The sequence below is a fragment of the Pseudomonas sp. FDAARGOS_761 genome, from assembly GCF_013343155.1.
Classification (GTDB): domain Bacteria; phylum Pseudomonadota; class Gammaproteobacteria; order Pseudomonadales; family Pseudomonadaceae; genus Pseudomonas; species Pseudomonas aeruginosa.
In genome coordinates this window covers 1,657,432-1,682,647 of the sequence record NZ_CP054572.1, presented here as the reverse complement: position 1 = coordinate 1,682,647, position 25,216 = coordinate 1,657,432, and the positions used below count along the sequence as shown (strand labels likewise).

The window sequence follows — 25,216 nt, the reverse complement described above, 5'->3', positions numbered from 1 at the left end:
CCTGTCATGAGTACCGATCCACGCGCCTTTCTCACCGAGCTGTTCAATACCGCGGTGGCAGCCGGCCATCCCTACCAGGTGCTGGCCGACCACCTGCCGGAAGATCGCAGCGGGCGCGCCATCGTCATCGGTGCCGGCAAGGCCGCCGGAGCCATGGCCGAAGTGGTGGAGAAGCACTGGCAGGGCGAGATCCAGGGCCTGGTAGTGGCGCCTTACCGCTACGGCGCGCAATGCAGTCGCATCGAGGTGGTGGAAGCCTCCCATCCGGTGCCCGACGACGCCGGCGAGCGCGTCGCCCGTCGCGTGCTGGAACTGATCAGCGGCCTGAACGAGAGCGACCGGGTGATCTTCCTTCTCTCCGGCGGCGGCTCCGCACTGCTTTCGCTGCCTGCCGAAGGCATTGGCCTGGCGGACAAGCAGGCGGTGAACAAGGCGCTGCTCAAGTCCGGCGCCGCCATCGGCGAGATGAACTGCGTGCGCAAGCACCTCTCGGCGATCAAGGGCGGTCGCCTGGCCAAGGCCTGCTGGCCGGCCAGCGTCTATACCTACGCGATTTCCGACGTTCCCGGCGACGAGGCCACGGTGATCGCCTCCGGCCCCAGCGTCGGCGACCCGACCACCTCCGCCGACGCCCTGGCGATCCTCAGGCGCTACGCCATCGACGTACCGCAGAACGTCCTCGACTGGCTCGCCGACCCGCGTTCGGAAACCGTCAAGCCCGACGACCCGCGCCTGGCGCGCAGCCACTTCCAGTTGATCGCCACGCCACAGAACGCCCTCGACGCAGCAGCGGTGAAGTGCCGCGCGGCCGGCTTCTCGACGCTGATCCTCGGCGACCTGGAGGGCGAGGCGCGGGAAGTCGCCAAGGTCCACGCCGGCATCGCCCGGCAGATCCGCAAGCACGGCCAGCCGCTGGCGGCGCCCTGCGTGATCCTCTCCGGCGGCGAGACCACCGTCACCGTGCGCGGCAACGGTCGCGGCGGACGCAACGCCGAGTTCCTCCTCAGCCTCACCGCCGAGCTAAAGGGCGAACCGAACATCTGGGCCCTGGCCGGCGACACCGACGGCATCGACGGCTCGGAAGACAACGCCGGCGCGCTGATGACGCCCTGCTCCCATGCGCGCGGCGAAAAGGCCGGGCTGAAGATCCGCGACGAGCTCGACGACAACAACGGCTACGGCTATTTCCAGACCCTCGGCGACCTGCTGGTGACCGGACCGACCCGCACCAACGTGAACGACTTCCGCGCCATTCTCATCCTCGAGTCCTGACATGACAGCCGACAAGAAAGCCAAGATCCTCGCCACCCTCGGCCCGGCCACCCGCAGCCGCGACGATATCCGTGCCCTGGTGGAGGCCGGCGCCAACCTGTTCCGCCTGAACTTCAGCCACGGCGACTACGCCGATCACGCGCAGCGCTTCGCCTGGGTGCGCGAGGTGGAAGCGGAACTGAACTACCCGATCGGCGTGCTCATGGACCTGCAGGGTCCGAAGCTGCGAGTCGGCCGCTTCGCCGCCGGTGCCGTGCAATTGCAGCGTGGGCAGACCTTCACCCTCGACCTCAGCGACGCCCCCGGCGACGAGCGGCGGGTCAACCTGCCGCATCCGGAGATCATCCATGCCCTGGAACCGGGCATGAGCCTGCTACTGGACGACGGCAAGATCCGCCTGGAAGTGGTCAACTGCCACAGCGACGCCATCGAGACCCGCGTGGCGGTGGGTGGCGAGCTGTCCGATCGCAAGGGCGTCAACGTGCCGGAAGCGGTGCTGCAACTCAGCCCGCTGACCGACAAGGACCGCCGCGACCTGGCCTTCGGCCTGGAACTGGGGGTCGACTGGGTGGCGCTGTCCTTCGTGCAACGCCCGGAGGACATCGACGAGGCCCGTGGGCTGATCGGCGACAAGGCCTTCCTCATGGCCAAGATCGAGAAGCCCAGCGCGGTGAGCGCCATCGAGGCGATCGCCGAGCGCGCCGACGCGATCATGGTGGCGCGCGGCGACCTCGGCGTAGAGGTGCCGGCGGAGAGCGTGCCGGGCATCCAGAAACGCATCGTCCAGGTCTGCCGCCAGCTCGGCAAGCCGGTGGTGGTGGCCACCCAGATGCTCGAGTCGATGCGCTTCTCCCCCGCCCCCACCCGCGCCGAGGTGACCGACGTAGCCACCGCGGTGGGCGCCGGCGCCGACGCGGTGATGCTCTCGGCGGAAACCGCTTCCGGACAATACCCTCGCGAGGCGGTAGAGATAATGGCGAAGATCGTCCGCCAGGTGGAGGCCGAGCCGGACTACCACGTCCAGCTCGAGGTCAACCGTCCGCAGCCCGACGCTACCGTCTCCGATGCGATCAGCTGCGCGATCCGCCGGGTCAGCCGGATCCTCCCGGTGGCGGTGCTGGTGAACTACACCGAGTCGGGCAACTCGACCCTGCGCGCCGCCCGCGAGCGGCCCAAGGCGCCGATCCTCAGCCTGACCCCGAACCTGCGTACCGCGCGGCGACTGACCGTGGCCTGGGGCGTGTATTCGGTGGTCAACGAGCAACTGGCGCACGTCGACGAGATCTGCTCGACCGCCCTCGACATCGCCCTGGCCCAGCGCATGGCGCGCCGCGGCGACACCGTGGTGGTCACCGCCGGCGTGCCGTTCGGTCGCCCCGGCTCGACCAACATGCTGCGCATCGAGACCGTGGCGCCGCCGCTGGGAGATCTCTGAAGCAACGAGTTCGGTCCGGCTCGCGCCGTCCCCCCGGGCATGCGGGTCGGGCCACCCTTGTCTCTCTCGGATGGATGGGGCCGGAAATACGGGGCCGCGTCTCCATCCATCCGGGAAAGACCTTCTTGTCGGACCATGGCCTCCCTCGCGCACTCCCATGCAGGCCATGGACATTCAAGGCCTCCGGTTCAACTCCTGCCGGAGGTCTTTTTTTCTTCTTGGAACGCCCTGCATGCATGACCCTCGCCTGGCCTTCTCGTCCGGGGTGCGTCGCCTCCGCGCCAGACCCTACAATGACCGCCCCCGCCCCTCGCGCAGGCCTGGCATCTCCGTGCCTGCCGAGCGGCCCTTGCCGCACTGACCGCCATGCCCCTGCAACCTCTCCTCAATGCATCCCGAATCCTCCTGCGCGGCATCAGCCAGGTGTTCCTCCAGGGCGACCCACGCCTGGGCCTGGCCTGTCTGCTGGCGATCGCCGTCGGCGCACCGCCGCTGCTCGCCGGCGCCCTCCTTGGCGGCGCCCTCGGCCCGTTGCTGGCTCACCTGTTGCGTTGCGCCGACAGCGACATCGAGGCCGGGCTGTACGGTTACAACGCCGTGCTGATCGGCATGCTGCTGGCATTCCGCTTCGCCTGGTCGCCGGGACTGGTGTCGCTGGTAGCGCTCGGCTGCCTGGCCAGCGTGGCGTTGCAGCGCCTGTTCCTGCATGGGCTGCGCCGACGCCGCTGGCTACCGCCCTATACCCTTGGCTTCGTCCTCAACGGCTGGTGGCTGGTGCCCCTCGGCGCCTGGCTAGGCCTGGCCCCGGCGGCCCATGGCGGCTGCTTCAGCTGCGCCTGGAGCGGCACGGCGGAGCTGGCGGCGCTAACGCTGGGGATCGGCGAGATCATCTTCCTCGGTGAACCGCTGGCAGGGCTGCTGGTCTGGCTCGGCCTGCTGCTGGTCTCGCGTCCCTCGGCCGCCTGGGCCCTCGCCGGCGCCGCGGCCAGCCTGCCGCTGGCCTGGCTGCTGGGCTACGACTGGGCGAGCGCGCTCGCCGGGCTCTACGGCCTGAACGCCGCTCTTGCCGGGCTGGCCCTGGCCTTGCGCTACCGCAGCGTCTGGCCGCCACTGCTCGGCATGGGCCTGGCGGTGGCGCTGCAACCGCTGTTCGGCCTGCTCGGCCTGCCGGCGCTGACCGCACCGTTCATCCTCGCCTGCCTGCTCTGCATCGGCGGCGAGCGCCTTTACCTGCGCCTGGCCGGCAGCCTCGGCGCGCGCCTCGGCCGGCGGCGCTCCTGAGCGGGGAACGCTGGCGCCGGCGGGCTAGTCTGGTAAGGTGCCGCATCCATCATCAGGAGCCACGATGAGCGCACCCGACAGCTGGCGCGAACGCCTCTACATCGTCATCTTCCAGACCGACACCCGCGACGGCCGGCGCTTCGACAGCGCGCTGCTGCTGGTGATCCTGGCCAGCCTGCTGGTAGTGATGATCGACAGCATCGACGAGATCCACCAGGACTACGGCGACCTGCTGGCCTACATCGAATGGGGCTTCACCGGCATCTTCCTGGTGGAATACCTGCTGCGCCTGTACTGCTCGCCCAAGCCGCTGCGCTATGCCTTCAGCTTCTACGGCCTGGTCGACCTGCTGGCGATCCTCCCCGGCTTCCTCGCCCTGCTCTACCCCGACGCCCAGTACCTGCTGATCGTCCGGGTGATACGCATGCTGCGGATCTTCCGCGTGCTCAAGCTGCGCCAGTACCTGAGCCAGGCCAATTTCCTGCTCACCGCCCTGCGCGGCAGCAAGCAGAAGATCATCGTGTTCTTCCTCACCGTGATGACCCTGGTCACCGTGTTCGGCGCGCTGATGTACGTGGTCGAAGGCCCGGAGCACGGTTTCACCAGCATCCCCCGCGGCATCTACTGGGCGATCGTCACCCTGACCACGGTCGGCTTCGGCGACATCACCCCGAAGACCCCGCTCGGCCAGGCCATCGCCAGCCTGGTGATGCTCACCGGCTACTCGATCATCGCGGTGCCCACCGGGATCTTCACCGCCGAACTCGCCACCGCGATGCGCCAGGACCCGGCCAACCTGTTGCAGCGGGATTGCCCGGTGTGCCGCAAGGCGACCCACGAAGTGCAGGCGGCATTCTGCTGCCGCTGCGGCAACCCGTTGTTCCCTCGCGAGGAAGGCAGCCATGGGAAGTCTTGACCGGCAGCGCTGGGACGCCCTCTGGCAGCGACTCGGCGGCAACCCGCCGGCGGATGCCTTCGACGCGCTGCTGGCGGCCTATGGCGGGGCCGACCGGCACTACCACAGCGATCGCCACATCCTCGCCTGCCTGGAGCACTTCGACCGCTGGCGCCAACTGGCGCGGCGGCCGGACCTGGTGGAGCTGGCGTTGTGGACCCACGACCTGGTCTACGACACCCAGCGCCAGGACAACGAGGCCGCCAGCGCCGCCAGCACCGAGCGCTGGCTCGACCAGGCCGGGCTGGCGGCGCTGCGGCCGGCCCTGCGCGAACTGATCATGGCCACCTGTCACCAGGCGCCGCCGGGAGACGCCGACGCAGCCCTGGTGGTGGATCTCGACCTCGCCATCCTCGCCGCGCCGGCGCCGGTCTACGCACGCTACGAGGCGGACGTCCGCGCCGAATACGCCTGGGTGCCGGAACCGCTGTTCCGCGCCGGGCGCGGCAAGTTGCTGCGCCAGTTGCTGGAGCAACCGGCGCTGTACCACTGCGAACCGCTGCGGCAGCGCTGGGAGGCCGCCGCCCGCGCCAACCTGCGCGGTGCCCTGGAGCGCCTGGAACAGCCGGCCTGAGCCGCACGGGAAAATTTCTTCGCGCCGCTTAACCCGTCTTTCACCGCGCTTGCGTCTCAGGCAGCAGGAAGGGACCGCACGCACGGGTTCCTCGCCCCTCCATCCGCCCAAGGAAGAGATATCGTGAATCGACTCGCCGCCTCTCCGCTCCTGTTCGCCGGCCTGTTCGCCAGCGCTCCGTTGCTGGCCGCGCCACAAGCGGTCGACAGCCGCATCAGCGCGGTCACCGTCTACGCCGACCGTGCCGTGGTCACCCGCACCGCCCGCCTGCAATTGCCCAAGGGCCAGCATGAGATCGCCCTGGAGCAACTGCCCTTCCAGCTCGACGACGCCAGCCTGCGCGCGTCCCTCGGCGCCAGCGCCGCCGCCACCCTGCTCGACGTCAGCAGCGCCGCGCAACGGGTCGAGCGCCCGGACGACAACCGTGTGCAGCAGCTCGACCAGCAACTGCGCGAGATAGACCGGCAACTGCGGGAAATCCATGACCGCGGCAGCGTGCTCGAAGCGCAGAAGAAGTTCCTCGCCGACATCCAGAGCGGCAGCACCCAGCCCGGCAAGGATCGCCCCATGCCCGGCATCGACGAGCTGAAGAGCCTGCTGCAACTGACCGAAGGCAACCTCGAACGCCTGCTCGCCGAGCAGCGCCAGCTGGACGACCGCGCCGCCGAACTGGAACAGCGCAAGCAGCAGTTGCAGGAGCAGCGCGGCACCCTCAACGGCGACGGCAAGCGCTTCAAGCGCGCGGTCCTGCGGGTCGCCCTGGAGCAACCGGCACAGGTCGAGGTGAAGCTCGACTACACCCTGCGCGACGCCTCCTGGCAGCCGACCTACGACGCGCGCCTGCGCGACGGCGCGAAGACCATCGAACTGACCTACCAGGGCCTGGTCCGGCAGAGCAGCGGCGAAGACTGGACCGACATCGACCTGACCCTCTCCACCGCCCGTCCGGCCCTGGGCGGCAACGTACCGCGGCTGAATCCCTGGATCGTCGACATCGACGCGCCCAACGCCTACTACGGTGCCGAGATGGCCATGCAGGACGCTCCGGCGCCCATGCCGCAAGCCGCGCCCATCGCCAGGACCTCGGCGAAGATGGCCATGCCGGCCTCGGCGCCGAAGCTGGCCGAGGCGCGGCTCGCCACCGCGGAGGTCAGCAGCGGAGCCGCCAGCGCCTCTTTCCACATCCCCGTGCCGGCGACCCTGAACAGCGACGGCAGCGCGCAGAAGGTCACCATCGCCCGCCTGGAAATGCCGGCCAAGCTGCGCTACCTGGCGGCCCCGGCCCTGCGCGAAACCGCCTACCTGGAGGCGGAAACCCGCAACGACAGCGACTACCCGCTGCTCCCCGGCACCCTGAATACCTTTCTCGGCAACAGCTTCGTCGCCAGCGGCCATCTGCGCGGGGTGATGCCCGGGGAAAGCTTCGAACTGGCACTGGGCGCCGACGAGGGCATCGGCATCGAACGCAAGCTGGTCAAGCGCTACACCGACAGCAGCGGCCTGATCGGCAACCGCACGCGGGTCAACTACGAATTCCGCATCGACGTGCGCAACAACCACAAGAACGCCGAACGCGTGCAGTTCGAGGACCAGTTGCCGGTCTCGCGCAACGAGCAGATCCAGGTCACCTTGCTGGAACCCAAGGCGCAGGAAATCAAGCGCGAGGACGACGGCAAGCTGAAGTGGGACTGGACCCTGCAACCCGGCGAGAAACGCAGCGCCACCCTGAAGTTCAGCGTGGAGTATCCCAAGGACCTGGCGGTCAGCGGCCTCGACTAGCGCTGGCCAAAGCGCCGGCCGCGGCATAGGCTCGAGCGGGTAATAAGCAAAGCAGTTTTTGATATTTACCCTGCATATAACCCGACGTTATAGTCGAGCCACTACAACATGCCCAAAGGAACTGCCCTGTGAAACGACTGTTCAGCGCCTCCCTGCTGGCCGCCGGCCTGGCGCTCGGCGGCGCCGCTCACGCCGCCCAGCCCCTGCTCAACGTCTCCTACGACGTGATGCGCGACTTCTACAAGGAATACAACCCGGCCTTCCAGAAATACTGGAAAGCGGAGAAAGGCGAGAACATCACCATCCAGATGTCCCATGGCGGTTCCAGCAAGCAGGCGCGCTCGGTGATCGACGGTCTGCCCGCCGACGTCATCACCATGAACCAGGCCACCGACATCGACGCCCTCGCCGACAACGGCGGCCTGGTGCCGAAGGACTGGGCGACCCGCCTGCCGAACAACAGCGCGCCGTTCACCTCGGCCACCGTGTTCATCGTTCGCAAGGGCAACCCCAAGGCCCTGAAGGACTGGCCGGACCTGCTCAAGGACGGCGTCCAGGTAGTGGTGCCGAACCCCAAGACCTCCGGCAACGGCCGCTATACCTATCTCTCCGCCTGGGGCTACGTGCTGAAGAACGGCGGTGACGAGAACAAGGCCAAGGAATTCGTCGGCAAGCTGTTCAAGCAGGTACCGGTGCTCGACACCGGCGGCCGCGCCGCCACCACTACCTTCATGCAGAACCAGATCGGCGACGTACTGGTGACCTTCGAGAACGAAGCCGAGATGATCGCCCGCGAATTCGGCCGAGGCGGCTTCGAGGTGGTCTACCCGAGCGTGTCCGCCGAGGCCGAGCCCCCCGTGGCGGTGGTCGACAAGGTGGTCGAGAAGAAAGGCAGCCGCGCCCAGGCCGAGGCCTACCTGAAGTACCTGTGGTCGGACGAGGGCCAGACCATCGCCGCCAACAACTACCTGCGCCCGCGCAACCCGGAGATCCTCGCCAAGTTCGCCGACCGCTTCCCGAAAGTCGACTTCTTCTCGGTGGAGAAGACCTTCGGCGACTGGCGCAGCGTGCAGAAGACCCACTTCATCGACGGCGGCGTATTCGACCAGATCTACAGCCCCAACTGATCCCTCGCCGCTCGACGAAAAAGCCGGAAGCGCTCGCGCTTCCGGCTTTTTCATTCGGCTTGCAGTTCAGCCACTGCCGCCTCAGCGAAACTCGTGCTCCACCTCGGACCAGAGGCTCACCCGCTGTCCGCCGGCCTCGAAGAACTCCATCTCGCGGCGGATGCCGGCGCTGTCTCGCCAGCCCGGCAGGTCGAGGACGATCAGCTCTTCCAGGTGATCCATGTAGAAGGCGTCCACCGGCGCCCACAACCTGCCGATCGCCGCGCGGTCGAGATCGGCCAGGCACAGGTTGATCGGGTGGGACATGGAGACCTGGCTGAATACCACGTGGCCGGCGCGGACGATGGTCGCCGCGACCTCGTTGCAGGCACGGAAGCGCTGCTCGACCACCTCGGCGTCGGCATGGCTGTAAGGACAGGCTAGGAATATCTTGCGCATGGTTACCTCGTTGCGGAAAAGCGACGCCGCGATGGCTCGCGGCGCTCGTCGGGGGATGTTTCAGGCTGCGTGCAGGGCGCTTTTTTCCGCCTCGTCATGCTCCTGCCGGGCATAGCGCTCGGCGGCAGGCACCGAGATGCGGATGGCGATGAATACCGCCAGCAGGCCACCGAACAATTTGCCGAGCAGGATCGGCAGGATCAGCGTCGGCTGGAAGTTGGCGGTGAATGCCAGGTGATCGCCGATGGTGGCCTGGGCGCAGACGCCCAGGGCCACGCAAAGCACCTTGTCGCGAGCATTCATGTATTTGAACAGGTGGTAGGTGGCGATGATGTTCGCCAGCACCATGACAAAGGCGGTGGCGCCCGGCTGGGACAGCCCCAGGTAACGGCCGAGGACCGCCATCGGGCGCTTGCAGTAGCGCTGGAACAGGTAGCAGATGGGGAAGGTCCCGGCCAGCATGATGCCGATGTAGCCAGCGATCTCGATGGCGCGGAACAACTCTTTCTCGTCGGCGAACATCGGGTCGAAGTCCCAGCCGCCGAAGACCTTGGTGAAGACTCCGGTGAAGTGCTGGACGATGGAAAGCGCCAGGGCCATCTTGATGAACGCGTCCATCACCTTGCCGAATACCAGGAACCCGGTGACCATCGCCGTCGCCCGGTACTTCAGGCCGGCGGCCAGCAGGAAGCAGAAGACGAACAGTGGCGCCAGCAGCCGAAGCATGCCGAGGAAGTCCAGCGACAGGTAGTGCAGGGCCGGCGAACCGGTCGATACCAGTTCGCGCACCGGGATGTGGTTGAGGGTAATCAGCAGCAACGCCGCCAGCACCGCGAACGGAATGCTGATCAACCCGGCCATCGCCCCCAGCGCCAGGTACTTGTGGTCCTTGCGCTCGAGCATGGTCAGGCCGACCGGGATCAGGTAGACGATGGTCGCGCCGGAGGTGTAGCCCACCAGCATGGCGGTAATCCACATGTCGCGGTTGGCGGTCAGGGCATCGGCCAACTGGTAGCCGCCCATGTCCACCGCGATGATCGACAGCGCGGCGATGGATACGTCGGAACCGAGGGTCTGGAAGAACGGGCCGAGGGCATGGGAAATCGCCTTCGACAGATAGGGAATGGCTACCATGATGCCGGCCTGGGCGAGGAACACCGGACCGATGGCGTGGATGCCGTTGACGAACTCGCGGCCCAGACCGCTTTCCGGGCGCAGGATGGAAGCCAGCGCGCCAAGTACCGCACCCAGCATGATCAGGTAAATCACATAGTTTCCGAACTCGGCCATCTGCGTCGTTCTCCCCTCGGCAGGCTCCCGTAGCGGGATGCGTTCTTCTGGTTGTCTGGTCGGGAGGCCGGCCACGCCGGTCGCTCCGCCGAAGCGAACACTCGCATTTCGCGTGCCACAATTTGGTTTTCGTGTTGATTTGAAGGTTCGTTTTACCTAAATTGGTCACCCATACGGTCAAGTAGGCGGCCAATCCAAGAGCATACCTGCCTTACGGACCTGTGGGATTTTCCGCCGGGCCTGCGCAAAGCCTCGCCCCGCCCCCTTCCGCCCAGCGCCGCCAGGCGCTACCGGGCGATTCACGGTAACAATCGCCGCACCAGGATGCGGCCCATGGGAGAACACGATGCGCCCCGAGGAACGCCGCCGCCACATTCTCGAATTGCTGCGCCAGCGCGAGCGGATCTCGGTGGACGAACTGGCGCGGACCCTTTCCACCTCCCAGGAAACCATTCGCCGCGACCTCGCCGCGCTGGCCGAACAAGGCCTGGTCAGCAAATTCCACGGAGGGGCCGCCCTGCCGCCCAGCGGCGAGCACGAGAACGCCTTCCAGACCCGAATGAACGAGCACGCCCAGGAAAAACGCGCAGTCGCCCGCTACGCCGCCGGCCTGTTCGGGCCCGGTGACAGCATCTTCATCGACACCGGCACCACCACCCTGCTGTTCGCCCGCGAACTGGCGCGCCAGAGCCATCTGACGGTGATCACCAACTCGCTGTTGATCGCCGGCAGCGTCGGCGCCTCCGGCAACCGTGCATTCATGATCGGCGGCGAGTACCGCCCGGAATCCGAACAGAACGTCGGCGCCCTGGCCATTGAGCAGATCGCCCGGTTCAACGCCGAGCATGCGGTGATCACCGTCGGCGCGCTGAACGGCGATGGCGCCATGGATTTTTCCATCGAGGAAGCCGAGATCGCCCGTGCCATGATCGCCCAGGCCCGCCAACTGACGGTTATCGCCGACTCCTCGAAGCTCGGCCGGCGCGCCCTGTTCCAGGTCTTCCCGCTGAGCCGGATCAACCGCCTGGTGGTCGACCGCAAGCCTACCGGGGAACTCTGGGAAGCCCTGCAACAGGCGCGGGTGGAAGTCCACGAAGCCCCCCTGCGCACCCCGCAGGCCTGACTCCCCTCGCGGGCAGCCCCGGAGACAGGCCGGGGCTGTGCCGGTGGCTGCCCGTCGATTAATCGATTGACTGTTTCTTTTTCAGTTGCCACATTAAAACAACAAATTTCACATAAAATTCTGTGTGAAAATTCAGTGTTACGGTCAAAAAGCAAACTGATACCAAAAGAAACAGGCAGAAACGATGACTGAGCCGCTTGCGACAAAGACCGCGATCTTCGACGTTGCAGTGATCGGCGCTGGCGTGGTGGGTTGCGCCATGGCCCGCCGCTTCGCCCTGGAAGGTGCGCGGGTGGTCCTGCTGGAAAAAAGCACCGACATCCTCTCCGGTGCCAGCAAGGGCAACAGCGCGATCCTCCATACCGGTTTCGACGCGCCGCCCGGCAGCATCGAACTGGCCTGCATGCAGGAGGGCTATCGCGAATACCGCGACATCCATGCGCGCCTCAACCTGCCGCTGCTGGAAACCGGCGCCCTGGTGGCGGCATGGAGCGACGAGGATCTGGCGCGCCTGCCGGCCATCGTCGAGCAGGCCCACGGCAACGGTGTCGATGACGTCCGCCAGATCGGTCGCGACGAGGTCCTGGCGCTGGAGCCGCAGTTGGCCGGCAATGTGCTCGGTGCGGTGCGGGTCCCCGGTGAGCATCTGATCGACCCCTGGTCCGCGCCGCTCGCCTATCTGCAACAGGCGCAGGCCCATGGCGCCGAGGCCTGTTTCAACGTCGAGGTGCTGGACGGCGCCTTCGACGGCGGCGAATGGCTGTTGCATACCCGCCGCGGCGATCTGCGCGCGCGCCAGGTAATCAACTGCGCCGGACTCTTCGGTGACCAACTGGAACAGCGCCTGCTCGGCGCGGCGAGCTTCGCCATCCATCCGCGCAAGGGCCAGTTCGTGGTCTTCGACAAGGCCGCCGCGGCGCTGCTGCGGCACATCCTGCTGCCGGTACCCAACGAGCGGACCAAAGGCGTGGTATTCACCCGTACTGTCTTCGGCAACCTGCTTGCCGGCCCCACCGCCGAGGAACAGGACGACCGCGAACAGGCACGGGTCGACAGCGACACCCTGCAGCGACTGATAGACGCCGCCGTCGAGCGGCTCCCCGGCCTGCGCGGCATGCCGGTCACCGCCACCTACGCCGGGTTGCGGCCGGCCAGCGAAAAGAAGGAATACCGCATCCGCCAGGTCGACGGACGCAACTGGATCAGTGTCGGCGGCATCCGTTCCACCGGTCTCACCGCGGCGCTGGGCATCGCACGCCACGTCTATCGTCTCTACCAGGGTGGGCGCTTCCACGAAGCGGTTCGCGAGCCGCTCTGGCCGCAGGTACCGAACCTCGCCGAACACCTGCCGCGCGACTGGCAGCGTCCCGGCTACGACGAGATCGTCTGCCACTGCGAGATGGTCACCCGCCGGGAAATCCTCGCCGCCCTGGAAGGCCCGCTGCCAGCCGGCGACTTCGGCGGCCTGAAGCGTCGCACCCGCGCCTGCATGGGACGCTGCCAGGGTTTCTACTGCAACGCGCGGGTCGCCGAGCTGAGCGCCGGCCGCCTCGCCCAGCCCCTCGCCACCGGGAGTTGCCATGAGCATCACTGAACAGGTCGACGTCGCCATCGTCGGCAGCGGTCCCGCCGGATTGGCGGCCGCCATCGAACTACGCCGCCAAGGCGTCGCCCGGGTCTGCGTGCTGGAGCGCGACGGCGAGGCCGGCGGTATACCCCGGCATTGCGCGCATCCGCCGTTCGGCCTGCGCGAGCACGGCCGCCTGTTGACCGGCCCGGCCTACGCGCTGCGTAACGTCGAACAGGCTGAACGGGCCGGGGTGGATATCCGCCTGCGCCATAGCGTGGTCGCTCTCGCCGCCGCCGGTCTGCTGCAACTGGCCACCCCCGAAGGCCCGCGCAGTCTGCGCGCGACACGCGTGCTGCTGGCCACCGGCGCACGCGAGACGCCACGCTCGGCGCGCCTGCTGGGCGGCGACCGGCCACTGGGCGTGATCAATACCGGCGCGCTGCAAGCCTATCTCTATCTGCAAGGCCTGAAGCCGTTCGAACGGCCGCTGATCGTCGGCACCGAGCTGGTCAGCCTGTCCGCCGTGATGAGTTGCCGGCGTGCCGGCATCCGCCCGGTGGCCATGCTCGAACGCAACGCACGGGCCACCGCGCGTTGGCCGCTATCGTTGTTTCCCAGGCTGTGCGGAGTACCGATGCACTTCTCCAGCGAGCTGCTGGAGATCGAAGGCCGCGGCCGGGTCGAGGCGGCGCGGGTACGCCTGGGCGACGGGCGGGTCGAACGGATCGCCTGCGACGGCATCCTCCTCAGCGGACGCTTCGTTCCCGAATCGAGCCTGGTCCGCCTCAGCCACCTGGAACTGGACCCGGCCAGCGGCGGCCCGCGCATCGATCAGTTCGGCCGCTGCTCCGACCCCGCCTATTTCGCCGCCGGCAACCTGCTCCGGCCGATCGAGACCGCCGGCTGGTCGTTCCGCGAGGGACGAAGGATAGCCGGCCTGCTGGCCGCCGACCTGCGGGCCGAACTGCCGATCGCCGCGCCCGGTATCGCCATCGATTGCAGCGGTCCGCTCAAGCTGTGCGTGCCGCAGCGGCTGCTGGACGATCCGACACCCGGCCTGGCGCATCTACAGCTACGCGTAAGCGAGGCCGCCAGCGGACGCCTGCGGATACTGGCCGATGGTCGCCCGGTGTGGGAACGCGCCCTGTCCTGCCTGCCGGAGCGCCGCCTGCTGGTGCCGCTGGCCGCCCTGCGCCTACCGCCGGACACCCGGCGCCTGGAAGTCGCCTTCCTCACCTCCGGCCACTGAACCCGCGAAGAGAACCGACCATGCGAATCGCCGCCCTCGACCAGGGAACCACCAGTACCCGCGTGCTGGTCGCCAGCCAGGACGGCAGCGCCGATATTCAGTTGGCGCTGCGTCACCAGCAACATCATCCGCAGTCCGGCTGGGTCGAGCACGATCCGCTGGAACTGCTGGCCAACCTGCAACGCTGCCTGGAGGCCAGCGGCCGGGTCGACGCCATCGGCCTCGCCAACCAGGGCGAAAGCTGCATGGCCTGGGACGCCCGCAGCGGCGAGCCGTTGTCGCCGCTGATCGTCTGGCAGGACAACCGCACCACCCCGCACATCGAGCGTCTACGCGCCAGCGGCGCCGAGGCGCTGGTCCTGGAACGCAGCGGCCTGCCGCTCGATGCCTATTTCTCGGCCAGCAAGCTGGGCTGGATCGTCGAGCACCTTCCTGCCGCTCGCCGGGCTCTCGAGGCCGGCCGCCTGCGCCTGGGAACCAGCGACGCCTGGTTTCTCGACCGCTTGTGCGGAACCTTCGCCACCGACGTCACCACCGCCTCGCGCACCGCATTGATGAACCTCGCCGAGGGCCGCTGGGACCCCGAACTGTGCGCCCTGTTCGGCGTGCCGATCGAGTGCCTGCCGGAAATCCGCGATACCGTCGGCCATTTCGGGGTGATCGGCAACACTCCGCTGACGGCCTCGGTGGTCGACCAGCAGGCCTCGCTCTACGGTCACGGCTGCCGCCAGCCCGGTGATGCGAAGATCACCTTCGGCACCGGCGCCTTCGCCCTGACCCTTAGCGGCGAGCGGATCATCCGCTCGCCGGAGACAGGCCTGCTCGCCACCATCGCCTGGCAGATCGATGGCAAGCCGGTGTACGCCATGGACGGCGGGGTCTACGATGCCAGCGCCGCAGTCGAGTGGGCCGGGCGTCTTGGCCTGTTCAGCGACTTCTCGGAACTGGCCGGCTTCGACCGGCCGCCGGCCATCGACCGCGGGCTGGCCTTCGTCCCGGCCTTGTCGGGACTCGCATGCCCGCACTGGGACCGCAGCGCCGGCGCGATGTGGCTGGGAATGGACGCCGGCACCCGCCGCGAGGACCTCTGCCAGGCCCTGCTCGAAGGCGTGGTGCTGCGCAGCGCCGAGGTGATCCAGGCGATGGACGGCTACCTGAAGGTCACCGACCGCCTGTCCATCGACGGCGGCCTGGCGCGCAGCCCCTACTTCGCCCAGTTCCTCGCCGACAGCCTGCAACGGCGCATCGTCACCCAGCGCTTCGACGAACTCACCGCCTTCGGTTGCGCCGCCCTTGCCGCGCGTGGCCTCGGCTACGAGCTGGCGGAGCCGCGCAACACCCGCACGGAGTTCCAGCCGCGGGTCGACGCCGGCACCGCCCGGCGCTGGCAGGTGCGTTTCAGCGAAGCGGTGGCGCGCACCCGCGGCTGGCGCTGAGCCGCTTTCAGCGTCCCGGCCAGCCGGTCTCGCGCAGCGCCGCCAGGAGCGTCTCCCCCTTCAGCGCGGGCACCAGCCGGCCGTCCTCGGTGCGCATGTCCTCGCCGGCCAGCAGCACGTTGACGATGGCTTCTTCCACCGCCTCCGCCGCCGCGGCGAACAACGGCGAGATGTGGTCGTTGTTGAGCATCCGCAGCGGCGTGCTCTGCGGCAGGTCCTTGCGCGCATAGTCGGCTGGCGGCAGGTCCTGGTTGCCGGTGGCGAAGGCGAGGAACACGTCGCCGCTGGAGTCCTCGGTGCCACCGCCGGTGCGAGCGATGCCGATCGAGGCGCGCTGCGCCAGGCGCTGGCACTGGTGCGGCAGCAGCGGCGCGTCGGTGGCCAGGATCACCACGATGGAGCCCATGCCCGGGGTGCCTTCCTCGCTGAACGGCGAGGGGATGTCGCCCAGCCGGCGGCCGACCGGATAGCCATCGACCCGCAGCTCGCGACGCTGGCCGTGGTTGGCCTGGACCAGCGCGCCCACCGTCCAGCCGCCCTGCTCCGCCGGCAGCCGCCGCGATGCGCTACCGATGCCACCCTTGAACTCGTGGCAGATCATCCCGGTGCCGCCGCCCACCGAACCTTCGCGGACCGGTCCGGACTCGGCGCAGGCCAGCGCCTCGCCGACCTGGCGGGCGCCGACGTGCTGGCCCCAGATATCGTTGAGCAGGCCGTCGAAGGTCTCCATCACCACCGGCATGCACCAGTACAGCCCGCTGTCGCCGAGTTCGGCGCGCTCCTCGGCGATCAGCGCGTCGCGCACCGCGCCGACGCTGTGGGTATTGGTGATGGCGATCGGGGTGGTCAGCAGGCCGGCTTCGCGGATCCACTCCAGGCCCGTGGCGTCGCCGTTGCCGTTGAGCACGTGGCAGCCGGCGAAGCAGGGTTGCAGGCGCGCCGCACCGGCGCGCGGCTGGACCAGGGTGACGCCGGTGCGAACCTGCCTGCCGTTGATCCGCTGGTTCAGGGTGCTGTGGCCGACGCGCACGCCGGGAACGTCGGTGATCGCGTTGAACGGGCCGGGAGTGCCCAGGCCGAGGGTGATGCCAAGTTGTCGAGCGCGCATGCGGACTCCTGTTTCAAAGCTTCTGGAACGCCGGACTGAGCTTGCCGTAGGTGCAGTAGAGAATCACCGACACCGCCAGCAGTCCGACAATGATCATCACGTCCCTGGCCGAGGCCGCCAGGAACAGGTTGAGCAGCAGGTATCCCGCCCCGCTCACCGCCAGCAGCGCCGGCAGCGGCCACAGCGGCATCCGGTAGGGATGCTCGCGGTCGCGCCGCAGCACCCGGCTGAACAGCGCGCAGAGGGCGACGATCAGGTAGACCATGACGATCAGCAACACGGTGAACGAGGTCAGTTCGGCCAGGTTGGAGCTGAAGCTCAGCGCCGCCGAGGGAATGGCGAGGAACAGCGTGGCCAGCCAAGGCGATTCCCAGCGCGGATGGATACGGGTGAAGGCACGGTTCAACGCCGGCATCCAGAGCGCGTCGCGACCGCTGCTGAAGATCACCCGGGCGCTCTGGATGACGATGGCGACGATGGCGTTGAACACCGAGAGGAAGATTCCCGCGCTGACCAGGCGCGACAGCGTCTCGTTGCCATGGCTGTTCAACAGATAGCCGATCGGGTCGGGGCTGGCGAGCATCGCCGGGAGCGACGGCGCGCCGATCAGCAGCGCGGCGAGCGGGACGATCTCGATCAGCACCACCAGCGCCAGCGACCAGAGCACCGCGCGATGCACGCTGTGGCCGCCGTCCTTCATGTCCTCGGCGAGCAGCACCGCGCCGCCGAAACCGTTGTAGGAGAACAGCGCGGTACCGACCGCTCCGATCACCAATGCCCAGGGTGCGATCGCCAGCAGCCCGCCGTCGCCGACTACCTGCGGCTGCAGCAGGACGCTCGCCGGTTGCTGTGCATGGCCGAAACCGAGGCCGACGATCACCAGCAGCGCCGCCACTTCCAGCAGCAGGCAGGTACCCGTGACCCAGGCGTTGACGCGGATGTTGAGGATGCCCAGCAGGTAGCTGAAGGCAACGATCGCCAGGGCCACGGTCTGCGCATCGAAGTGGGTGCCGAGGGCGGCGTTCAGGTAAGTCGCCGCGCCGGTGGCGAGCACCGGCGGGATGAACAGCAGCATCGCCAGCACCGTGAGGAAGGTGGCGTAGCCGGCCAAGCCGCCGAACACCCGCTTGGCGTAGACATACTCGCCGCCGGCGGTGCTGTGCGCCCTGCCCAGCTCGGCATAGCACCAGGCGAACATCAGCGCCAGCACCCCGGCCAGGGCGAAGGCCCAGAAAGCGCCGGTGCCGGCCTGCTGGATGGCGAAAGGGGCGATGACGAAGACGGAACTGGCGGGAGTGACCGCGGAAACGGTGATGGCGACCACGTCGAACACGCCCAGGGTGGGTTTCAGCGCACTTTCGGGCGCGGGGGAAGAGCTCATGTCGTTGTCCTCTGATTGTTATTGAAGTTGAGGCAGTAACGGAGACTCGCGGCGGCCCCTTGCCGGGGCGCTGGTTATGCGCCGACTCTAGGAGCGCGGAACCGGCGGGCCAATCACCCTTTGGGGTTACGCCCCTTGACGCGGCGGGTGGAAAAGCCGCAAACCGGAGCCTGCGAAAACCCACCGTGGAGCGAATACGGATGCACACCCTGTTCCGGGACATCGGCATGCACGCCAGCCTGGGCCGCGCCATCGAACAGATCGGCGGCAACCGCTTCTGGAAGCAATTGATCCTGCTGCTGCGCCAGCACCTGCCGTTCGACAACGCCCTGGCGATCTTCTACCCCGCCAACGGCGTGCCGGTGGCCCTGGAGGAATACGACGCCGAACCGCACGCCGGGCCGGCCTCGATGCTCGCCTACCTGAACGGGCTGTACCTGCTCGACCCCTTCTACCAGGCTTGCCGGGAAGGCCTGGCCAGCGGCCTGTACCGCCTCGAGGAGATCGCCCCGGACCATTTCCGGCAGAGCGAGTACTACCTTAGCTACTTCCACGACAACGTTCTGGAGGACGAGGTGCAGTTCATCCTACAGGTGCCCGGCCAGGGCGCGCTGTCGCTGTCGTTGGGCATGCAGAGGATGTTCGCCGACGAGGAATGCGGGATGCTCGGCTTGCTCTCGAGCTGGGTCCTGGCGCTGATGCAGCAGCACTGGCAGCAGCGCAGCCAGCGCCTGTTGCCGGCCGCACCGCAGGAAGAGATGGCCACGCAGATACGCGACGCCCTCAGCCACTTCGGCGCCAGCGTGCTATCGGAACGGGAACTGGAGATCGCCCGCCTGATCCTTCGCGGCTACTCGTCGAAGGCCATGGCCGAGCGCCTGGCGATCTCGCCGGAGACGATCAAGGTCCATCGGCGCCACCTGTACGCCAAGCTGGACATTTCCTCGCAACCGGAACTGTTCTCGCTGTTCATCCAGTCGCTCGGGCACGACCCGGAGAACCCCTAGGGGTCATGGATTGGCGTAGCGCCGGCTGAGACCGGGCGGGATGCCGCGGGCGTCGGTCTCGGTCCAGGGACCCTGCGGGCTGGTGGACCAGAACCAGCCGCCGTCCCAGCGGTAGTAGGTACGCTGGCGGTAGTAGAGATCGCGCTCGCCGCGGATCACATAGACCCCCAGGCTGCCGTCCCAGACGCCCTTGCCGCCTGGCGGCGGGGCGAACTGCGGACGCGAGCGGCTGGGCTGCGCCGGAGTCTGCGGTTGCGGGGTGATGGGCGGCGGGGTGGCGCCGGGCGCGCTGGACGGACCGGGCTGCGGCTGGCTTTGCGGCGGCAGCGAGGCCGGCGGTTCGCTGGTCTGCGGCGGATGCACCACGCACCCGCCGAGACCGCCCAGGAGAATCGCCAGACCCAGATACTTCGCCTTCACCGCCGCACCTCCCGCCAACCCGTTGTCGTTATGGCCGGGCCGCCTGGGGCTGGTCCGGGCCGTCGATGGTCAGCGCTTGCGCCGACGACTGGGCGGTAGACAACGGTTTGCCGCGTCCGATCCATTCGCCGGAGATGGCGTTGCCGGCGCGGGATACCCGCGCGACCAGCTCGACCTGCGGGAATCCGCTGAGCTTGAGCTGCGGCATCATGGCGTCGGCATCGCTCAGGCTGACCTCGGCCGGCAGGTCGGCGACGGTCAGGCGCTTCACTGCCAACGGCATCGGCGGGCCGCCGACGGCGCGGGCGAAGATGAACACGCTGTCGTCGGCCTTGACCTGGCCCTTCACCGCGTCGCTGATATCCACCTTCACCGTCAGGGTCACCCCGGCGGCAGCGGGCGCGGCCGGCGCCGGCGGGGTCTGCCCGGCCTCGGTCATGCGCTCGCGGGCGCGCTGGATGCCGCCCTGGATCGCCGAGCGTGCCGGGTCCTCGTTCGGCAACACCGACACCAGGCGCTCCCAGAAGCCGATGGCGTCGGCGTAGCGCTGCTCTTCGAAGGCGGCGATGCCGAGCAGGCCAAGGGTGGTCACTTCGGCCGGGTCGCCCTTCAGCGCCTCGTCAGCCAGGGCCTTGATCTGCGCGGTCATTTTCTTGCCACCGGAGAAATACAGTGCCTGCGCCCACTGGCCGAGCACTTCCGGCTGCCGCCCGCTGAGTTCGGCGGCGCGTTCGAAGGCCCGCGCCGCATCGGCGCCGCGTTCCTGGGTCATGTAGGTGCGACCGAGGAAGTACCAGCCCTGGGCGGAATCCGGCTGAGCCTGTACCGCGCGCTCCAGGCGCGCGGTCATCTCTTCCATGGAGTGCGGCGCCTGGGCGAATTCGCGGGCCAGCTCGACCTTGTCGCTGGCGCCCCAATGCAGGTACAGGCCGAGCGCGACCAACGGCACCAGCAGCGCCGCGACCAGCGGGACCGCCCGGCCCAGGCGCGAGCTACGCTCTTCGCCGCTGCCCTCGGTGTCGGCGAGCAGTTCGCGGGCAGCCTCGGCGCGGCCATTCTCCAGTTGCTCGGCGGTCAGCGTGCCGGCGGCCTGCTGGCCGGCCAGCTCGGCGATCCGCTCCTGATAAAGCGCGACGTTCAGGGCGGTACGGTCTTCCTCGGCCTGGGCGCGACGGCCACGCAGCAGCGGAATCAGCAGGAATGCCAGGGCCGCCAGCAGCAGCAGGCCGGCAGCGAGCCAGAAATCGATCATTTGTCGTTCTTCAACAGGTTGGCGAGGCGCGCTTGCTCCTCGGCGGACAGGGTGGTTTGCACCTTGGCGGCGGTGCGCCGGCGGCGCAGGACGATCACGCCGATCACCAGCACGCCGAACAGCAGCAAGGCGCCCGGACCGAACCAGAGCAGCCAGGTACGCTCGTTGACCGGCGGCTTGTAGCGAACGAAGTCACCGTAGCGGGCAACCATGTAGTCGACGATCTCGCCGTCGCTCTTGCCCTGCTGCAACTGGCCGTAGATCTGCTTGCGCAGGTCGGCGGCGATCGGTGCGTTGGAGTCGGCGATGTCCTGGTTCTGGCACTTCGGGCAGCGCAGTTCCTGGGTCAGGTTGCGGAAGCGCTCGCGCTCGGCGTCGCTGGCGAACTCGTAGGTGTCGATGGCGGCCCGGGCCACGCCGCAGAGGGCGAGACCGAGCAGCGCGGTGGCGAGGAAACGCTTCATCGGGCCTCCGGCTCGTCCAGCAGTTGCTGGTACAGCGGCGCCAGTTGCTCGCGCCAGACTTTCTGGTCGACCACCCCGACGATCTTGTGGCGGATGATGCCCTGCTTGTCGATCAGGTAGGTTTCCGGCGCACCGTACACGCCCAGGTCCAGGCCCAGGGTGCCGTCGGCGTCGCTGATGCTCAGCAGGTAGGGATTGTGCAGCTCGTTCAGCCACTTGATGGCGGCGGCGTTGTCGTCCTTGTAGTTGATCCCGTAGATCACCACGCCCTGCTCGGCCAGTCGGGTCAGTTCCGGGTGCTCGACCCGGCACGACGGGCACCAGGTGCCCCAGACGTTGACCAGCGCCGGCTTGCCCTTGAGGTCGGCCTCGGTCAGGCGCCGGGCCGGGTCCTGCACGCTGGGCAGGTCGAAGGCCGGGAACGGCTTGCCGATCAGCGCCGAGGGCAGCTCGCTGGGGTCCAGCCAGAGGCCGCGGAAGAGGAACACCGCGACGATCAGGAAGATCCCCAGCGGCAGCAGCAGAATCGCTCGTTTCAAGACTCAGGCTCCCTGACCGGCGAGGCCCAGGGCCTCGCGCACACGTGTTTTCACCTTCACCCGGTAGCGCCGGTCGAGCGCCGCCAGGGCGCCGCCGAGGCCCATCAGCAGGCCACCGAACCAGATCCAGCGGACGAACGGCTTGACGTGCACGCGCACCGCCCAGGCACCGTTCTCCAGCGGCTCGCCGAGCGCCACGTAGAGGTCGCGAGTAAAGCCGGCATCGATCCCGGCCTCGGTCATCATCGAACTCTGCACGGTGTACAGGCGCTTCTCCGGATGCAGGGTGGCGATCTCCTTGCCGTCGCGGCTGACGTGGATGCTGCCCTTGTCCGAGGTGTAGTTCGGCCCTTCGTGATGCTTCGCGCCGTCGAAGAGGAAGTGGTAGCCGCCCAGTTCGACGGTGTCGCCGGGCGACATGCGCAGGTCACGCTGGGCGCTGTACTGGCTGCTGAGGACGATGCCGATGGCGCACACGGCGATGCCCAGGTGCGCCAGTTGCATGCCCCAGTAGCTGCGGGTCAGGCTGCGGGCGCCGGCCAGCACGCCCTTGTGCCGGGTCTTGTCGAGGAAGTCGCGGAAACCGGCCAGGACCACCCAGGCGGACAGCAGGAACACCGCCAGCACCGCCCAGTTGAAATCGCCGAAGTACATCGAACCGGCCGCCGCCAGGACCGCGCTGGCCACCAGCACCGGGGTCAGCATGCCGAGCAGCCAGCGGCTCGGGGTGTCCTTCCAGCGCACCAGCACGCCGACCGCCAGGGCCGCCATCAGCGCCGCCATCAGCGGCAGGAACATGGCGTTGAAGTACGGCGGGCCGACCGACAGCTTGGCGCCGCTGAGGGCATCGAGCAGCAGCGGGTAGAGGGTCCCGAGGAGGATCATCGAGGCCGCCACCACCAGCACCAGGTTGTTCAGCAGCAGCAGGGTCTCGCGCGACCACAGGGCGAAGCCGACCTGGCTCTTGACCACCGGCGCGCGCAGGGCGAACAGGGTCAGCGAGCCGCCGACCACCAGCAGCAGGAAGGCGAGGATGAACACCCCGCGCTCCGGGTCGGAGGCGAAGGCGTGCACCGAGGTGAGCACGCCGGAGCGAACCAGGAAGGTGCCCAGCAGGCTCAGGGAGAAAGCGGCGATCGCCAGCAGCACGGTCCAGCTCTTGAACACGCCGCGCTTCTCGGTCACCGCCAGCGAGTGGATCAGTGCAGTGCCGACCAGCCAGGGCATGAAGGAGGCGTTTTCCACCGGGTCCCAGAACCACCAGCCACCCCAGCCCAGCTCGTAGTAGGCCCACCAGGAGCCGAGCACGATGCCGATACCGAGGAAGGCCCAGGCCACCAGGGTCCAGGGCCGCGACCAGCGCGCCCAGGCGGCGTCCAGGCGGCCGCCGAGCAGTGCGGCGATGGCGAAGGCGAAGGCCACCGAGAATCCGACGTAACCCATGTAGAGCATCGGCGGGTGGACGATCAGGCCGACGTCCTGCAGCAGCGGGTTGAGGTCGTTGCCGTCCATCGGGGTCTGCGGCAGCAGGCGGCTGAACGGGTTGGAGGTGATGATCAAGAACAGCAGGAAGCCGGTGCTGATCATGCCCATCACCGCCAGCACGCGGGCCAGCATGACCTCCGGCAGTTGCCGGGAGAAGATCGACACGGCGAAGGTCCAGCCGCCGAGGATCAACGCCCAGAGCAGCAGCGAACCTTCGTGGGCGCCCCAGACGGCGCTGAACTTGTAGTACCAGGGCAGCGCGCTGTTGGAGTTGCCGGCCACGTAGGCCACCGAGAAGTCGTCGCGCAGGAAGGCCCAGGTCAGGCAGCCGAAGGCGAAGGCGAGGAAGGCGAACTGCCCCCAGGCCGCCGGGCGCGCCAGGCTCATCCACTGGCGGTCGCCGCGCCAGGCGCCGACCAGCGGCAGGCTCGATTGCACCAGGGCCAGGCAGAGGGCGAGGATCAGGGCCAGGTGGCCGAGTTCGGGGATCATCTACTCGCCCTCCTGGTTGTACGAGGTCTCGCCGGCGGCCTTGCCGTTCTCGTAGTGCTTCAGTTGGCCGCTGTCCTTGAGCGCCTTGGTGACTTCCGGCGGCATGTAGTTCTCGTCGTGCTTGGCCAGCACTTCATCGGCCACCAGCACGCCGTCGCCGCCCAGCTTGCCGAGGGCGACGATGCCCTGCCCCTCGCGGAACAGGTCGGGAAGGATGCCATGGTAGGCGATGGTCACTTCCTTGGCGCCGTCGGTGACCACGAAACGCACGTTCAGCGAATCCTCGCTGCGTTGCAGAGAACCCTTTTCCACCAGGCCGCCGGCGCGTATGCGGGTGTCGGTCGGCGCTTCGCCGTTGGCGATCTGGGTCGGGGTGTAGAACAGGTTGATGTTCTGTTGCAGGGCCGATAGCGCCAGGCCCACCGCGGCGCCGACGCCCACCACGATGGCGAGGACGATGATCAGACGTTTCTTGCGGACCGGATTCACTGCTGGGCCTCCCGGCGCAGACGACGCGCCTCTTCTTGCAGGTAGCGGCGCCGGGCCAGCAGCGGCTCGGCGACATTGATCGCCAGCACCAGCAGGCTGATGCCGTAGGCCGACCAGACGTAGGGGCCGTGATGGCCCATGGCGAGGAAGTCGCCGAACGATTCGAAGCTCATCGTGCCTTCTCCACCAGGGCCTTCACCTCGGCCTTCGCCCAGGCGGTGCGGGACTCGCGCTTGAGCACTTCCAGGCGCATGCGCACCAGCAGCATGGCCGCGAAGAAGCAATAGAAACCGAGGACCATGATCAGCAACGGCAACCACATCTCCACCGGCATCGCCGGTTTCTCGGTGATGGTGAAGGTGGCCGGCTGGTGCAGGGTGTTCCACCACTCCACCGAGTACTTGATGATCGGGATGTTCACCACGCCGACGATGGCCAGTACGGCACAGGCCTTGGCCGCGCTGTCGCGGTTACTGATCGCCTGACCGAGGGCGATGATGCCGAAATAGAGGAAAAGCAGGATCAGCATCGCCGTCAGGCGCGCGTCCCAGACCCACCAGGCGCCCCAGGTCGGCTTGCCCCAGACGGCCCCGGTAAGCAGCGCGACGAAGGTCATCCAGGCACCGATGGGGGCGGCGCACTGCACCGCCACGTCGGCGATCTTCATCTTCCAGATCAGCCCGACGGCACCGGCCACGGCCAGCATGACGTAGCAGGACTGGGCGAGGAAGGCCGCCGGCACATGGATATAGATGATGCGGAAGCTATTGCCCTGCTGGTAGTCCGGCGGCGCGAAGGCCAGCCCCCAGACGCAGCCGGTGACGATCAGCAGCGCCGCCGCCACGGCGAACCAGGGCAGCCAGCGGCCGCTGATCTCGTAGAACCACTTGGGCGACCCAAGCTTGTGAAACCATGTCCAATTCATCATCAGGCTCTGTTTACAGGGCTCTTTGGAAATACCGGGCAGGCCTTCCGCTGCCAGCCCGGGTCAAGCGTGGGTGGCGCAGCCGCCCGGTACCGCACGCCCGCCGATGCCTTCGGCGGGCGGAC

24 protein-coding genes are annotated in these 25,216 nt (G+C 68.0%); 12 read left to right on the top strand and 12 right to left on the bottom strand.

Annotation, left to right across the window (positions count from 1 at the left end):
- The first annotated feature begins 6 nt into the window (after positions 1–6).
- From FOC67_RS08015 to FOC67_RS07985, 7 genes are all read left to right on the top strand, one after another.
- Positions 7–1,272: a glycerate kinase gene (locus FOC67_RS08015; protein WP_009314767.1), complete on the top strand. Its 1,266-nt coding sequence runs from the start codon at positions 7–9 to the stop codon at positions 1,270–1,272.
- Between the two features lies 1 nt (position 1,273).
- Positions 1,274–2,707: a pyruvate kinase gene (pyk, locus tag FOC67_RS08010; RefSeq protein WP_023101381.1), complete on the top strand. Its 1,434-nt coding sequence runs from the start codon at positions 1,274–1,276 to the stop codon at positions 2,705–2,707.
- Positions 2,708–3,073: 366 nt separating this feature from the next.
- Positions 3,074–3,988 (top strand): urea transporter, encoded by a 915-nt coding sequence (locus FOC67_RS08005; RefSeq protein WP_009314770.1) that lies wholly within the window; start codon positions 3,074–3,076, stop codon positions 3,986–3,988.
- Positions 3,989–4,052: 64 nt separating this feature from the next.
- The gene (locus FOC67_RS08000; protein WP_003083179.1) at positions 4,053–4,904 is read left to right on the top strand and encodes an ion transporter; all 852 of its coding nucleotides are present in this window, start codon (positions 4,053–4,055) and stop codon (positions 4,902–4,904) included.
- Positions 4,891–5,517 (top strand): hypothetical protein, encoded by a 627-nt coding sequence (locus FOC67_RS07995; RefSeq protein ID WP_003083175.1) that lies wholly within the window; start codon positions 4,891–4,893, stop codon positions 5,515–5,517. Before FOC67_RS08000 ends, FOC67_RS07995 begins: the two co-directional genes overlap by 14 nt.
- Positions 5,518–5,640: 123 nt before the next feature.
- A complete protein-coding gene (gene muiA, locus FOC67_RS07990; protein WP_009314771.1) occupies positions 5,641–7,296 on the top strand; it encodes a mucoidy inhibitor MuiA in 1,656 nt (551 codons plus the stop codon).
- 128 nt (positions 7,297–7,424) lie between these two features.
- Entirely contained in the window at positions 7,425–8,423 is a 999-nt protein-coding gene (locus FOC67_RS07985; RefSeq protein WP_003087175.1) for a sulfate ABC transporter substrate-binding protein, read from the top strand.
- A gap of 81 nt (positions 8,424–8,504) precedes the next feature.
- On the opposite strand, the gene FOC67_RS07980 is transcribed toward FOC67_RS07985, so the two are convergent.
- On the bottom strand, positions 8,505–8,861 hold the full coding sequence (locus FOC67_RS07980; protein WP_003087170.1) for a DUF1937 family protein: 357 nt from the start codon (positions 8,859–8,861) through the stop codon (positions 8,505–8,507).
- Between the two features lie 60 nt (positions 8,862–8,921).
- Positions 8,922–10,151: an ethanolamine utilization protein EutH gene (gene eutH / locus FOC67_RS07975; protein WP_009314772.1), complete on the bottom strand. Its 1,230-nt coding sequence runs from the start codon at positions 10,149–10,151 to the stop codon at positions 8,922–8,924.
- A gap of 346 nt (positions 10,152–10,497) precedes the next feature.
- Between eutH and FOC67_RS07970 the strand changes: the two genes are divergently transcribed.
- The 4 genes from FOC67_RS07970 to FOC67_RS07955 all read left to right on the top strand — a co-directional run bounded on the left by FOC67_RS07970 (position 10,498) and on the right by FOC67_RS07955 (position 15,529).
- Entirely contained in the window at positions 10,498–11,274 is a 777-nt protein-coding gene (locus FOC67_RS07970) for a DeoR/GlpR family DNA-binding transcription regulator (RefSeq protein WP_003083169.1), read from the top strand.
- A 184-nt stretch (positions 11,275–11,458) separates the two neighbouring features.
- Complete coding sequence (locus FOC67_RS07965; protein WP_009314775.1) at positions 11,459–12,868, top strand: NAD(P)/FAD-dependent oxidoreductase; 1,410 nt, start codon at positions 11,459–11,461, stop codon at positions 12,866–12,868.
- Positions 12,855–14,093, top strand: coding sequence for an NAD(P)/FAD-dependent oxidoreductase (locus FOC67_RS07960; protein ID WP_009314776.1), 1,239 nt, complete (start codon positions 12,855–12,857; stop codon positions 14,091–14,093). The genes FOC67_RS07965 and FOC67_RS07960 overlap by 14 nt, the downstream gene beginning before the upstream one ends.
- Positions 14,094–14,113: 20 nt before the next feature.
- Complete coding sequence (locus FOC67_RS07955; protein ID WP_003087165.1) at positions 14,114–15,529, top strand: glycerol kinase; 1,416 nt, start codon at positions 14,114–14,116, stop codon at positions 15,527–15,529.
- 7 nt (positions 15,530–15,536) lie between these two features.
- Here the strand turns inward: FOC67_RS07955 and FOC67_RS07950 are convergent, their stop codons facing one another.
- Positions 15,537–16,637, bottom strand: coding sequence for a P1 family peptidase (locus FOC67_RS07950; RefSeq protein WP_003110693.1), 1,101 nt, complete (start codon positions 16,635–16,637; stop codon positions 15,537–15,539).
- 13 nt (positions 16,638–16,650) lie between these two features.
- Entirely contained in the window at positions 16,651–18,018 is a 1,368-nt protein-coding gene (locus FOC67_RS07945; RefSeq protein WP_003110692.1) for an APC family permease, read from the bottom strand.
- A 200-nt stretch (positions 18,019–18,218) separates the two neighbouring features.
- Between FOC67_RS07945 and FOC67_RS07940 the strand changes: the two genes are divergently transcribed.
- Positions 18,219–19,025: a helix-turn-helix transcriptional regulator gene (locus tag FOC67_RS07940; protein WP_003083150.1), complete on the top strand. Its 807-nt coding sequence runs from the start codon at positions 18,219–18,221 to the stop codon at positions 19,023–19,025.
- 3 nt (positions 19,026–19,028) lie between these two features.
- Here the strand turns inward: FOC67_RS07940 and FOC67_RS07935 are convergent, their stop codons facing one another.
- Genes FOC67_RS07935 through FOC67_RS07900 form a run of 8 tightly spaced genes read right to left on the bottom strand, consistent with a single transcriptional unit; the run spans position 19,029 to position 25,094 of the window.
- On the bottom strand, positions 19,029–19,445 hold the full coding sequence (locus FOC67_RS07935; RefSeq protein WP_009314777.1) for a hypothetical protein: 417 nt from the start codon (positions 19,443–19,445) through the stop codon (positions 19,029–19,031).
- A 28-nt stretch (positions 19,446–19,473) separates the two neighbouring features.
- Positions 19,474–20,697: a c-type cytochrome biogenesis protein CcmI gene (gene ccmI / locus FOC67_RS07930; RefSeq protein WP_009314778.1), complete on the bottom strand. Its 1,224-nt coding sequence runs from the start codon at positions 20,695–20,697 to the stop codon at positions 19,474–19,476.
- The gene (gene ccmH / locus FOC67_RS07925; protein ID WP_003114292.1) at positions 20,694–21,161 is read right to left on the bottom strand and encodes a cytochrome c maturation protein CcmH; all 468 of its coding nucleotides are present in this window, start codon (positions 21,159–21,161) and stop codon (positions 20,694–20,696) included. Before ccmH ends, ccmI begins: the two co-directional genes overlap by 4 nt.
- The gene (gene dsbE / locus FOC67_RS07920) at positions 21,158–21,700 is read right to left on the bottom strand and encodes a thiol:disulfide interchange protein DsbE (protein ID WP_003083138.1); all 543 of its coding nucleotides are present in this window, start codon (positions 21,698–21,700) and stop codon (positions 21,158–21,160) included. The genes ccmH and dsbE overlap by 4 nt, the downstream gene beginning before the upstream one ends.
- A gap of 3 nt (positions 21,701–21,703) precedes the next feature.
- The gene (locus tag FOC67_RS07915; protein ID WP_003107324.1) at positions 21,704–23,677 is read right to left on the bottom strand and encodes a heme lyase CcmF/NrfE family subunit; all 1,974 of its coding nucleotides are present in this window, start codon (positions 23,675–23,677) and stop codon (positions 21,704–21,706) included.
- On the bottom strand, positions 23,678–24,166 hold the full coding sequence (gene ccmE / locus FOC67_RS07910) for a cytochrome c maturation protein CcmE (protein WP_009314779.1): 489 nt from the start codon (positions 24,164–24,166) through the stop codon (positions 23,678–23,680).
- Positions 24,163–24,339 carry a heme exporter protein CcmD gene (ccmD, locus tag FOC67_RS07905; protein WP_003083136.1) on the bottom strand — a complete coding sequence of 59 codons (177 nt, stop codon included), beginning with the start codon at positions 24,337–24,339 and terminating at the stop codon, positions 24,163–24,165. Before ccmD ends, ccmE begins: the two co-directional genes overlap by 4 nt.
- Complete coding sequence (locus FOC67_RS07900) at positions 24,336–25,094, bottom strand: heme ABC transporter permease (protein ID WP_003083135.1); 759 nt, start codon at positions 25,092–25,094, stop codon at positions 24,336–24,338. The genes ccmD and FOC67_RS07900 overlap by 4 nt, the downstream gene beginning before the upstream one ends.
- Between the last annotated feature and the right edge of the window lie 122 nt (positions 25,095–25,216).

Coding starts and splice junctions, on each gene's coding strand:
- FOC67_RS08015 (WP_009314767.1), top strand. CDS start 7: ATGAGTACCGATCCACGCGCCTTTCTCACCGAGCTGTTCAATACCGCG.
- pyk (WP_023101381.1), top strand. CDS start 1,274: ATGACAGCCGACAAGAAAGCCAAGATCCTCGCCACCCTCGGCCCGGCC.
- FOC67_RS08005 (WP_009314770.1), top strand. CDS start 3,074: ATGCCCCTGCAACCTCTCCTCAATGCATCCCGAATCCTCCTGCGCGGC.
- FOC67_RS08000 (WP_003083179.1), top strand. CDS start 4,053: ATGAGCGCACCCGACAGCTGGCGCGAACGCCTCTACATCGTCATCTTC.
- FOC67_RS07995 (WP_003083175.1), top strand. CDS start 4,891: ATGGGAAGTCTTGACCGGCAGCGCTGGGACGCCCTCTGGCAGCGACTC.
- FOC67_RS07980 (WP_003087170.1), bottom strand. CDS start 8,861: ATGCGCAAGATATTCCTAGCCTGTCCTTACAGCCATGCCGACGCCGAG.
- eutH (WP_009314772.1), bottom strand. CDS start 10,151: ATGGCCGAGTTCGGAAACTATGTGATTTACCTGATCATGCTGGGTGCG.
- FOC67_RS07970 (WP_003083169.1), top strand. CDS start 10,498: ATGCGCCCCGAGGAACGCCGCCGCCACATTCTCGAATTGCTGCGCCAG.
- FOC67_RS07965 (WP_009314775.1), top strand. CDS start 11,459: ATGACTGAGCCGCTTGCGACAAAGACCGCGATCTTCGACGTTGCAGTG.
- FOC67_RS07960 (WP_009314776.1), top strand. CDS start 12,855: ATGAGCATCACTGAACAGGTCGACGTCGCCATCGTCGGCAGCGGTCCC.
- FOC67_RS07955 (WP_003087165.1), top strand. CDS start 14,114: ATGCGAATCGCCGCCCTCGACCAGGGAACCACCAGTACCCGCGTGCTG.
- FOC67_RS07950 (WP_003110693.1), bottom strand. CDS start 16,637: ATGCGCGCTCGACAACTTGGCATCACCCTCGGCCTGGGCACTCCCGGC.
- FOC67_RS07945 (WP_003110692.1), bottom strand. CDS start 18,018: ATGAGCTCTTCCCCCGCGCCCGAAAGTGCGCTGAAACCCACCCTGGGC.
- FOC67_RS07940 (WP_003083150.1), top strand. CDS start 18,219: ATGCACACCCTGTTCCGGGACATCGGCATGCACGCCAGCCTGGGCCGC.
- ccmI (WP_009314778.1), bottom strand. CDS start 20,697: ATGATCGATTTCTGGCTCGCTGCCGGCCTGCTGCTGCTGGCGGCCCTG.
- ccmH (WP_003114292.1), bottom strand. CDS start 21,161: ATGAAGCGTTTCCTCGCCACCGCGCTGCTCGGTCTCGCCCTCTGCGGC.
- FOC67_RS07915 (WP_003107324.1), bottom strand. CDS start 23,677: ATGATCCCCGAACTCGGCCACCTGGCCCTGATCCTCGCCCTCTGCCTG.
- ccmD (WP_003083136.1), bottom strand. CDS start 24,339: ATGAGCTTCGAATCGTTCGGCGACTTCCTCGCCATGGGCCATCACGGC.
- FOC67_RS07900 (WP_003083135.1), bottom strand. CDS start 25,094: ATGATGAATTGGACATGGTTTCACAAGCTTGGGTCGCCCAAGTGGTTC.